Annotated in this window: 9 protein-coding genes; 2 read left to right on the forward strand and 7 right to left on the reverse strand. The window is 63.7% G+C overall.

Annotated features, from left to right (window positions below; translation table 11 throughout):
- Positions 1–427: 427 nt before the first annotated feature.
- The 3 genes from C1J01_RS41510 to C1J01_RS41520 all read right to left on the reverse strand — a co-directional run bounded on the left by C1J01_RS41510 (position 428) and on the right by C1J01_RS41520 (position 4,438).
- Positions 428–2,248, reverse strand: coding sequence for a DEAD/DEAH box helicase (locus C1J01_RS41510; RefSeq protein WP_235855012.1), 1,821 nt, complete (start codon positions 2,246–2,248; stop codon positions 428–430).
- On the reverse strand, positions 2,248–3,660 hold the full coding sequence (locus C1J01_RS41515; RefSeq protein ID WP_111184535.1) for a ParB N-terminal domain-containing protein: 1,413 nt from the start codon (positions 3,658–3,660) through the stop codon (positions 2,248–2,250). Before C1J01_RS41515 ends, C1J01_RS41510 begins: the two co-directional genes overlap by 1 nt.
- Positions 3,661–3,757: 97 nt before the next feature.
- Positions 3,758–4,438 (reverse strand): KpnI family restriction enzyme N-terminal domain-containing protein, encoded by a 681-nt coding sequence (locus C1J01_RS41520; protein WP_111184536.1) that lies wholly within the window; start codon positions 4,436–4,438, stop codon positions 3,758–3,760.
- A 332-nt stretch (positions 4,439–4,770) separates the two neighbouring features.
- On the opposite strand from C1J01_RS41520, the gene C1J01_RS41525 reads away from it, so the two are divergent.
- Positions 4,771–5,412: a hypothetical protein gene (locus C1J01_RS41525; protein WP_146615909.1), complete on the forward strand. Its 642-nt coding sequence runs from the start codon at positions 4,771–4,773 to the stop codon at positions 5,410–5,412.
- 240 nt (positions 5,413–5,652) lie between these two features.
- Here the strand turns inward: C1J01_RS41525 and C1J01_RS41530 are convergent, their stop codons facing one another.
- A complete protein-coding gene (locus C1J01_RS41530) occupies positions 5,653–6,936 on the reverse strand; it encodes a DNA cytosine methyltransferase (protein ID WP_220040370.1) in 1,284 nt (427 codons plus the stop codon).
- A gap of 95 nt (positions 6,937–7,031) precedes the next feature.
- Between C1J01_RS41530 and C1J01_RS41535 the strand changes: the two genes are divergently transcribed.
- Complete coding sequence (locus C1J01_RS41535) at positions 7,032–7,529, forward strand: very short patch repair endonuclease (protein ID WP_111184538.1); 498 nt, start codon at positions 7,032–7,034, stop codon at positions 7,527–7,529.
- Between the two features lie 266 nt (positions 7,530–7,795).
- Here the strand turns inward: C1J01_RS41535 and C1J01_RS41540 are convergent, their stop codons facing one another.
- The 3 genes from C1J01_RS41540 to C1J01_RS49340 form a co-directional block, all read right to left on the reverse strand.
- Complete coding sequence (locus C1J01_RS41540) at positions 7,796–8,731, reverse strand: NaeI family type II restriction endonuclease (RefSeq protein ID WP_235855013.1); 936 nt, start codon at positions 8,729–8,731, stop codon at positions 7,796–7,798.
- A 626-nt stretch (positions 8,732–9,357) separates the two neighbouring features.
- Positions 9,358–9,885 (reverse strand): hypothetical protein, encoded by a 528-nt coding sequence (locus tag C1J01_RS41545; protein WP_111184540.1) that lies wholly within the window; start codon positions 9,883–9,885, stop codon positions 9,358–9,360.
- 77 nt (positions 9,886–9,962) lie between these two features.
- A complete protein-coding gene (locus tag C1J01_RS49340) occupies positions 9,963–10,124 on the reverse strand; it encodes a DUF6203 family protein (protein WP_146615910.1) in 162 nt (53 codons plus the stop codon).
- Between the last annotated feature and the right edge of the window lie 203 nt (positions 10,125–10,327).

Consider the following 10,327-nt stretch of genomic DNA (forward strand, 5'->3'; position numbering starts at 1 on the left):
GCCTCGTCCCAACCCCACCCCCAGGCGCCCGAGGCCGCCGAAAGAGCAGCAACAAGCGCAAGCGCTGATCAAGACCGCTGCTCCGCCCTCGATAAAGCTGTCTGTGGCCAGCCGGACGGTACGCAATCGCTGAAAACCAGCGCCCGTCCCCGCACACCAGAGGGCGAGCGCTTTGGTTGCGTTCACGGATCGGCCACCCCCAGGGATGACCCTCTATGCGCGTCCCGGGAGGGATAATCACGCTGTCGTGTTCCACAGCACCAGGCAGAACAGATGCACCGGCTATCCGGCCTCGGATGACGGCAGTACTCCCACGATCCCTTGGCCGACCACGGCGGATCCCGAGCTAATCAGCACCGGAGGCAACTCCTAAACGATTTAGCTACCCGTCGTTACATGACCAGAGTTCCGATCTTCCTAGAGCGTCCTACCCTAGGTGGCGCAGGAGTTCGCGGATATCCGCTAGGTCGAGGCCGTAGCTGTCGGCAGGCTCTTCGTCCAGGTCTGCAAGCTGGCGCACCTCTGGGTCGTCCAGGATGCTGCCCATGAACTCCAGCTTTGCCTTGAGACGCAACTGGACCACTTCGTCGATGGTGCCTTCCGCAACGAGAACGGTGACCCTGGTCTCCGTTCCAGGAGCCAGGCCTAAGCGGTGGATGCGGTCAAGGCTCTGCAGGAATCGGCCCGCCACAAAGTCGCGATCGACGTAAATTGCGTCGTGGCAGACCTGGTGCAAGCTTATGCCCTCACCGAGGGTGGCTGGATTTGAGATCAACACCATGCAGTCGGGATCTTCGCGAAACCGCCGGATCTCCTCGTCCCGATCGGCCGTGCCGCCGTGGACGACGGCCGGGCAGTGGGGGAAGAGAAGCTCGGCCAGAGTGGTGATGTTGCGCACGAAGGTCGTCCACACGATCGTCTTGCGGCCGGCTGCTGCATTGGCAGCGACGATCTGAACAGCCTCCTGGTACTTGGGGGAGAGTTCGTAGCTGGGTAGGTTGCGCAGAAGCGTATAGAGAGAATCTCCGGGGACGGCCTCCAGCGGCGAAGGCCCGTAGGCGAGTGGCTCGTACGGGCTACTGCCCTCGATTAGCAGCGCCGGGCTGGTTGCGGCCATGATCAGGCGCAGCGCTGCCCGGCCAAGGGCTTCGATGTCGTCGCGGCATGCCTCAGCCCGCGCAGAGAAGTTTCCCTTCAGCGCCTCGTACACCTCCCGGTGGATCGGCGGCAAACTGACATAGCGGACTTTCGGCTCGAATGGCGGCAGGCCGAGTTCCTGCTTGGTGGTGCGGGTGAACAGCGGACGCAGCACGGTGCTGGCATAGGCGAGGTCGCCGCCGCGTACGGCGTCAGAGACAACGCGCTTGCCACGGCCGGGCCAGACGAACGACAGCAGGTTCTCCAAGTCCCGAGCCCCGTTCGGGGCCGGAGTGCCTGTGAGGATGAGCCGCCGAGCCGCAGCGGGTCCGAGTGCGAGGCAGGCTGAGCCATAGGTTCCGTTGGCGCCAAGCTTCATGCGGTGGGCCTCGTCGAGCACCAGCATCGATGGCGCGGCACTCAGCCAAGATACGAGTCCGGGCACGGCTCGGGACAGGCGCTCGTAATTGACCAGCAGCACCTCAGCACCGTAGTCGGGAGTTCGGCTCATGACAGCGGTACGCGGCGGCGTGCGGAAGCATAGCTGGCTTTCTGTCAGCCAGGCCTCGTAGGCGGACTTGGGCCCGACAACGAGAAGCCGCTGGGCCAGACCCTGTTCGCGCATGGCGGCGTAGACGGCGAGTGTGACGCGGGTCTTGCCTGCGCCGGGGACGCTGAAATTCGCGCCGTGGCCAAGCGATAGCAGGTGGGCGGCGTCACGGAGCTGGAATGGGGTGAGGTCTCCGACCCAGCTTTCGCCGAGCAGCCCCAGCACGTCATCTGGCGCTATCGCACCTTGGTCTGCATCTTCGCCGCTGCGGAGAGTCTGCTCGGCCCGCTCAGCGTCGTCGAGAACACCATTGACGAGTTGGAGAAGCGCGTCATCCCAGACAACACCGTCGTGACGCCAAGAGCTGAGCTCGATGAGGCGGTCGAGGAAGTCATCAAGGTCGAACTCCCCCACCAGAGGCCCACGCTGGCCGCCCGGGGCGATGCGTGCGGCGAGCTCCGCGAATTCCCGCTCATGCCCGGGCACGGTGCGCAGGACCACCCGAGTTCGGGAGACGTCGAATGCGATCCGCAGCGACGGCTCCATCTGTGCCACCGTCACTACTGCCTCCCCACAGCCTTCTTGAGCCATGTCAGGCCCTCACCAGGGAGCTGTATGCTCTTGCCGGCCTCGATGGCTACGCGCTCCATGATGGTGTGCAGCTGCAGTAGGGCATCGTCGAACGCGCCTTCATCCAGACTCCCGTTGCCCCGGGCGATGACGAGGTCAGTAACACACTGCTCCAAGTCCTTGCATGCGTCGGCGACGCGGTCGGGGGCAGCGAGACGCTTCTTGCGGAGCCGGAAGTCCTTGCCGGCAAACTCCAGGGCCTCGTTAAAGACATCGTGCGCGCGGTCGAAGACCTCGGTTGCTGCCCTCTGCTCCTCAACGGTCACGGCGGCGCCTGCCGCCTTGACAGCTTTGGCCCGCAGGAGTGAGTCGGTGAGCGCCTTAGCCTCAGTAACCCTGGCGCCGGCAGCTTGGACAGTACGGCCGAGGCCCGGAATGGCTACAGCTGTGCTCTCCTGTGCGGGTCTGGGCCTGAGCTCAGCGGGCAGGCGCTGATCCAGGAAACGCTCGTGGAAATCAGGCTGGATGAACCGGACGTCCGTCTTCGCGAAATCGAGCACGATGGCCGCGAGCCGACCCTCCTTCATCAGGTCAGCACGTTCCCGGTTACGTGCGGACTCGGTGTTGTAGGCGCGGTAGAGCTCAAAGAACCTCTCCTTTGCGTTCTCAAAGTCCATGAGCCGCAGGGAGGCAGTGCCGGTAGCACTGCGGCTGAGAAGATCCCGCAACTGGGCCAAGATCCACAGGTCACGGTCACAGGCCGGAGTTGTGGTGTGGAAGTTCCGGGCGATTTCCGGCAGAGGCTTGCCCAGCTTCACCTGCTCCTCCAGGGCGAGCAGGTGGTTGATGTAGGAGTAGTCCCGCCGGGTATCCGGGCGCAGCTGGAGAGAAAGCTCAACCGCGTGGATGTCGCTCCACGTACAGCTTTCAGGCAGAACGCCGACTCGCATGCTCGGGCGCCCAAGGTCCTTGAGGGCAGCGCGGCGAGTGTTGCCGTTAACGAGGATGCCCTCGCGAGTGATCAACCCGGGTTCGTTCTGCTGATACTCACGCAGGCTCTCTTTCAGGATCTCGAAGGCCTTGTCTGTCACGGACGGGTCGGCCGGCAGTGCCTTGAGCAGGAAATGGAGGTAGTCCTGGCTCTCGGGGCTCCAGGGATCCTCTTCCAACGCCCGGTCCCGAGCCAGATCGTAAGCTCGCTGTGCGCGGATGCGGTGTGTGCCGGGGTTGTAGCACAGAACCTCGACCGGCATATCGATGACCTCGACATGGGTGGGCTTTCCCCGCCATTCAACTGTCAGCGTTTCCGGGACTCCGCTCCCGTTACGCAGCTCCTTCAGCCGCTGGGCCACGAGCTCGCGGTTGTCGGCAGCCTCATGGGGCTGGCCAAAGTCGATCGACATGTGAGTGCTCCTTCAAGTGGGCGTCATCGCTCAAAATCTGCCAGGGACAGCACCAATACACGGAGATCGTGCCCGCCCCGTGGCCTCGGAGAACGGGCTATTGGAGCATGTTGCGGACCTCGGCGCGCGCCGACGCCGGCAGGGTGCGGTAGAGGCCCCAAATCCTCTCGACCTCGTTGAAACTGCGGGCGTCCCGCTCCATCCAGGCGGACAGCATCTTGCGCTCATACGCCGACAGCTGCGCCAGTGCCGCCGCGAGGGCGCCTAGATCACAGCCGGCGTCGCGTCCACCAACGCGGCACCGGTTGCACTCGGTAACCAACTGCACTTCGGTGGCGCCGCCGGGCATAGTGACCTGGCGCCGCGCGATGTCCAGATGAGAGGTGGCTCCGTAGCCGTCGGCGTACATTTCACCGTTGCCGATACCGCAAGTCCGGCACAGATAGTTGTCCTCCATCAGCACGGCTCGACGCTGTACGGCTCCCACGAGCTCGGTCGCCTTACGGCTTGCCACGCCGGGCTCCCACACCGGAAGACCCTGCCGCACGAACCGGTGTTCTCTGGGATCGAGTGCTGGATCCTCCCGGTTGGTGTCGATCTGCCACTCGTGGTCTCGCAACTCCCTCATGCGGCGGTCGACCTGGCTAACCCCGTCGAACGCGGTCCGCAACTGCTCCTTGGTGAACACGCTCCCGATTCCGACCTCCTGCACCAGCCACAGCGCCACGCGCTTCTTGGTGCCGAGCCCCTCGTCAGTCCAGGACGGTATTGCCGCCATGCTCTTCGGATCCTCTCGTCTACAGCGCGATAACGGCCACGGGGGCTGTCATCGGGCCGGTTTCGCCAGCTCCTCCAGCAAAGCGCAAGCAGCTGCGTCACGAAAAGCTTTTTCTGTCCCTGCATGTCCCGCTTGCCGCTATGTCCCGCGGTGTCCCTCTGGTGCAAAAGATCCACCAACTGTCATACGCATCCGCCAGGATGGGAGTGATATCCCAGCGGGACCCCAAGGAGTCGTCTGTGCCTCCACTCGGGCGAATGAAGCCCCTTCCGCCCTCCCTACCACCAGCACGGCGCGAACTCGCCCAGGCCGTTCGCTCTATAATGCGCGACATGGGCGGGTCATTCCGCAGCATCGCGTGCCAGATTCACTGCTCTCGCTCCGCCCTCAACCGGCTTGCGTCGGGGCAGGTACAGAATCCCGACAGGAAAACCATCCACAAACTCCGCCGACTCGCGGAGCACAAGAATCCTGCTGGGACCATCACCGAGGAGGAACTGCAACGCCTCCTGCAGCGAGTCTTCGATGAGGACACGCACACCGCCACGGAGCCGGCAGCGGATACCGTTGCCCAGGCGAATGGTCGGGCACCGGCGGCACCAGCGGCCTGGACCGGCGCTCCGTTCGTTGCGCCGGTCCAGGGCGCCGACGGGGACCGGCGCAACGGCTTACGGGCGGAGCCACTCTGGCCGGTCGACGAGCTGGTGGTACATCTGGACAGCGGCCGTTACGAGCACGCCGTCGGAATGTTGGACTATGCCGGCGGCAAGGCACCTGCGAAAGAGTCCGCCGCCGCGATCCAGGCGTGCCGCGGCCGAGGTCTTACTGAGGCTACGGATACCCTCCTCCGGAAGGTTGGGGGAAGGCCCGAAGAGATCGTCTTCACGGTAATCCGCCACCTGATAGACGCTGGCAATGCCGCGGACGCCCGGGCACTGGCACAAATCCGCAGCAGCGTCAGGATGCATGAGTAACCCGGTTTAGTCGGCCTCACGTACGAGCAGAGTCGTGTTCTCGCTTGATCGCAGCACTGCTGCGACTGGCTCCCAAATTCTGTGGCGGAAATACCCGGGCGCCTTCGTCGGGACGGCGGCTCAGCACCCGGGCGCACCCCCGTGCCGCCCTCTTTCTCCGTCGGCTCCTTGACTCTCGCCCCCTGCTTTCACTTGTGGCGTGACCAGCGAACTTACTACAGACACTTTTGCCGGGGAAATCTAGCTGATCTTGGTACGGTAGCGCTCGAAGCGATCATGACGGGCGTGGTCGGCCTGGCCCACGAACGCCTTGAACTCACCCAGTTTGTAGGCCACAGGAAGCTTTCCGTTGCGCACCTCGATATGGAAATCGCGGCTGAGGAGGCTGATCCGGCGTTCTAGCTCCTGCGGCTCCAGTACGAGCTCAGTGGCTCGCGCAATCTGATCGGCGGTCATGAAGTCACCGTGGTCACGCAGCGCGCGGTAGATCTCATCATGACGGTCAGTGTCGAGAACACGGTCGTGGCGCTCCGCGGTGTGGTTGAGCGCTGCCGCGATAGCTTCACCCAGCGCCTTGGCGACTGGTGGGGGGAAGGCGTTGCCGATCTGGCGGTAGCTGGACGTCTTCTTACCGGTGAAGGTCCATCTGAACTCATCGTCGTCCCAGCCCTGAAGGTACTTGACCATCTCGACAGTCAGCTTCGGACCACGTTCGATGATGATGTCCTCATCTGTGCGGGGCGCGTGGTTAGCGAGCCCGTGGGCATCGACCCACATCTCTGCCCATGCACGCTTGGCCCGAGTCGGGCCAAGGTCGGCTCCGCCGTGCTTCTTCGAGCCGCCAACGATGGTGGGAGCGATGTTGTTTGCTCGATCGCGCCACTCTTCAGCCCTGGCCCAGCCGTTGGCCTTCATCAACTCGTACAGCGTTTCTCCAACCGTGGGCGGCTTGCCCACCGGTTCCGGCCAGTGGAAGTACGCAAAGTCCTCGTCGCGCATGGCAACGAGCACGAAGCGGGGCCGTAGTTGCGGAACCCCGTAGTCAGAGGCTTGCAGGAGTTTCCATTCGGCGGCGTAACCGAATTTCTGGAGCTGGTCCAAGACGTGCTGCCTGTAGCCGGCGAAACGGGGCATGCTCAGCCCACGGACGTTCTCCAGTAGCAAGGCTCGCGGCCTGAGAACGGCCACCTGTTCAACAGCCCACGCGAACAGGTCACGCTCATCGTTCGCACCCAACTGCCGCCCAGCGATCGAGAACGGAGGGCAGGGCACGCCTCCCGCCAACAGATCAATGGGCCGCCCATCACGCTTGCCCGGCGCGTAGTCTCGTGGATCCCACACCGATGGGTCGGCTACATCTCCGAGCGCGACCTTCCAGTGAGGCCGGTTGTGGCGCAACGTGTTGGCTGCGTTCTCATCCAGCTCAATGGCCAGCTCGTGCTCGAAGCCTGCTCTTTCGAGGCCGAGGGACTGGCCGCCTGCTCCAGCGCAGATCTCAATGACGCGAAGGTGTTGCTCGGTCACAGGGACCCCTTTCGTAGTCTGGACGAGGCATGAGCCAATGGGCAGCTGTATCTTCGCGGAGAACCCAGAGAACCGGGACACCAACGGGGTGAACGTTGTCTGATTCGAAGAGACTTCGAGCCAGGGAGAAGGCCCACGCGCAAGGGCTGTATCCGGCGCCCCTCAACGACGGCCGATCTAGGAACATGCAGGCCAACCGGCGAGCGAACACCAAGCCGGAGGTTGTGCTTCGAAGCGCCCTGCATCGGCTGGGCTACCGATACCGGAAGGACCTTCGCCTGGATTTGGGAGACGTGAAGGTCAGGCCGGACATCGTGTTTACGGCTCGGAAGGTCGCGGTCTTCGTCGATGGGTGTTTCTGGCACGTATGCCCGCAGCATGGTCGTCAGCCCACCACGAACGAGTGGTACTGGACACCGAAGCTTCGCCGGAACATGGAGCGCGACCGGGCTGTCAACGCGGCCCTTGAAGCTGCAGGCTGGCGAGTCGTACGTCTCTGGGAGCATGAGTCGCTGACCACAGCTGTGGAAGCAGTGGTTACAGCAGTCGATCCCGGTACCGAACACACGAGCGAGGCTAGCGAGGATCGCTGACGAAAACTGGAGGTTGAGACGATCTCCTGGGCCAACTTGATGACAAACGGATCTGATGGCTCGAAAGCCAAGGCCGCCAAAGCCTTGGGTTGACCACTACCACGGCTACTTGAGCTCGCCAATGCGCTGACCGCACCGGCGCGCCTGCGGACCGGGCCAAGTCCAAAGGTGCTCATTGCCGGCTCAGCGGATACCGCGATGTGATCTTTGCCCCTCACACAGGGAGGCTATCCGAGATGCCGGGATATGCGGTAGTTTGCGTGGCTCTAACTGCTCAGTGGACCGATGTTGGGCAGCAACGGCGCTGGCTCTGGCAGGTCTCTCTCGGTAGCCACAACCCAATGGTGGCCGTCGAGTTCGATCGACAGGGCGTCGCCGTGGTGTGACTGACGGCGGGCGAGCCGCACGCTCACGAACTCACCGGGGCCTGGAACAGGAAGGCCGAGACCAGCAGCAGCCTGGACATGGTTTCTGAACTGACCGAAAATCACGATGCCTTCGGCGATGAGGGCGGAGCGCGCTCCTCCGTTGCTGCGAACACGCTTCATGTAGTCCTCCTGCAGGGCAACCGTCGCTACGACATTCCTGCTGATCGGACGCTTCTGCGCGCGCCGGAAGAGTTCGTTGACCCGCTTCTGCCCGCTCGTAGATCGGAAGATCGCGTCAATGTCCTCCTCGGGCAGGCGGAGCAGAACGTTCTCGGGAAGCGGAGCATTTTTGAAGAGCCAGCGGATCGACTGCTTTCCGTGCTTGCTCAGAGTGCGCTTTGCGTCTCGGTTCGTGCCAGAGTTGAGGTTGGCATCGATAGCACGGACCAGCCCCGCGCTCCACTTCCCTGCCTTGTCGCTTGCCCAGAGGCCAAGGAGGACACGGCCGGCAGCCTCTGGCGGGATCATCCAGTCGGCCAGCTTCTGGGAGTATTTGCAGTCGACCTCAACGTTCTGGATCGAGTAATCAAGGACCTCGCCGTCAGCGAAGTCGAACTCCCGCTGCAGGTTGATCTCGATGAGAGTGCCACAGTGGGTCTTCTCCGTCTTGTGGAGCTGTTCCCAGCGGAAGCGACCGGTGTGTTGACCGTCGAGCAGCATGTCGAAGGTCCGCCGGACCACTCTGCCCATCCGGGCGCCATCGGCATCGAGTGCCATCAGGTGGTCAAAAACTGATTCCAGCTCTAAATCGCGCTCTGAAGTGTCAGCAGTCACAGCGCGAATCTAGTGCCTCAGCGTCGCTTCGCCGTACCGGGTTGCCGAACATCGGCGTGACGAACTGCGCAGCGGGAGCACTCACTTTCGCAGCTAGCCAACTGCGTGTCTGCTACGCCTGCGAACATCGCGGCGTTGCTGGAGCGGTGAGGACGCCGAACCCACTGCCACGCTTGGTAACGATCAGGTTCTCATCTCTTGAGATCTTGAAGCAAGCCATACAGTCGTCATGGAGACGGCGTGCTCCTCCTGGAAGCGGAGCTCGCTCCAGACCGTATGCGGTGAAGAGGCACCCGAGCGGACGCCGACTCTGATGACCTGGGCTACCTGCCTGTACTCGTAGAGCATATGGTCCCACTCAGAGTCCTTTTCTGACCGCGCCGATCCCCGGCATTAAGGACGCCTACCGTGGACCGGCGCCCGGGCCTACCCCGCCGGCCACGACCAGCGCCATACGTTTTCGCCCGACTTCCCGGCCTATGCGCTGTCGCCAATGCGCACCGGCGACTGGCTCGCCAAGCTCACCTCATGGATCGGCGACTTGCGGGGGCGTCGAGCAGCGGCGAAGTGGCTGGCACGTGAGTACGCCACCGTACGGGCGCTGCTCCTGCCGGAGGCATCCCGATTCACAAGTGCCTGGACACTCCAGGCCTCCTCCCCCACAGCGTGGACGTGCAGTGGGGCGGATGGCTGCAGGTCGGACGTGAGAGCCCCTGGCTGGGCGCCGCCATGGCGAACAAGCGGTGGACACGCGCGCTGACGACATAATCAGCGACATCCTCGGCGCTGATCTCGAAGGTGTCAGTCGTCTGGGGGTCGTCGCGGTTGACCCGCACCGAGATGGATCTTCCTGCAGGCGTGGGTCCCTCACTGGTCTCGTCGATGGCCTGTCTGATCATCGATTCGTAGTCGTCGAGGAAACCCACCCTCTGCGGCTTCGCCTCCAGCGCGCGAGCGGCTCCGTGGACGGCGTCGCGCAGCTCTCCCCGACCCCAGTTCGTGCTGTCGTGGAGGTAGTACATCAGGCCCGCGAACAGCAGGAGGGAGCCCACGATGAGGGCGGCGCCCACGGGATTCCGGGGGTTGTATACGTAGCGGTTCGTCCCCCACTTCGAGCGGACGAAGACCGGTTCGTGATCCTTTTTCTCCTGCATGCCGGCGAGCCTAGCTCGACATGCAGAAAATGGGACGAGCCGGATTTCAGCGGCGCCGCCGCCCGCCGGGCGGTGAATCAGCGGTGGGCGGGCATCCGCCGCCTGGTTCGCGATGTTTCCGGTTCGGCCTGTCGCTGTTTGCGGCGGCGGGCGATGAGCCAGCCAACGCCCAGGGCGATCATGCCGATCGGCGTAGCGGACAGGCGGCGGGCCACCAGCAGCTTGAGCAAGTTCTTCATGCTGCCACCACTGCCCCGTGGCGCGTCATGCACGCATATCCGGGTATCCGGTGGCCTGCTGGATCGGTTGACCGGCGCGCTGACCTGCGCGTTCCAGGCTGCTGGTGGTGTTCCCCACGCTGGGGAGGCTGTTCTTCGTGGTGGACTGGCTGTGAGGAGGTCACCCTGCGGGGAGGTGGCCGGGGGTTCCGGCGGCTTCGTCC

Source organism: Nonomuraea aridisoli, assembly GCF_003236395.1.
GTDB classification, from domain to species: Bacteria; Actinomycetota; Actinomycetes; order Streptosporangiales; family Streptosporangiaceae; genus Nonomuraea; species Nonomuraea aridisoli.

Bases quoted from the DNA above. Each gene is read 5' to 3' on its own strand.
- C1J01_RS41515 (WP_111184535.1), bottom strand. From the start codon at position 3,660: ATGTCGATCGACTTTGGCCAGCCCCATGAGGCTGCCGACAACCGCGAG.
- C1J01_RS41520 (WP_111184536.1), bottom strand. From the start codon at position 4,438: ATGGCGGCAATACCGTCCTGGACTGACGAGGGGCTCGGCACCAAGAAG.
- C1J01_RS41525 (WP_146615909.1), top strand. From the start codon at position 4,771: ATGGGCGGGTCATTCCGCAGCATCGCGTGCCAGATTCACTGCTCTCGC.
- C1J01_RS41545 (WP_111184540.1), bottom strand. From the start codon at position 9,885: ATGCAGGAGAAAAAGGATCACGAACCGGTCTTCGTCCGCTCGAAGTGG.
- C1J01_RS49340 (WP_146615910.1), bottom strand. From the start codon at position 10,124: ATGAAGAACTTGCTCAAGCTGCTGGTGGCCCGCCGCCTGTCCGCTACG.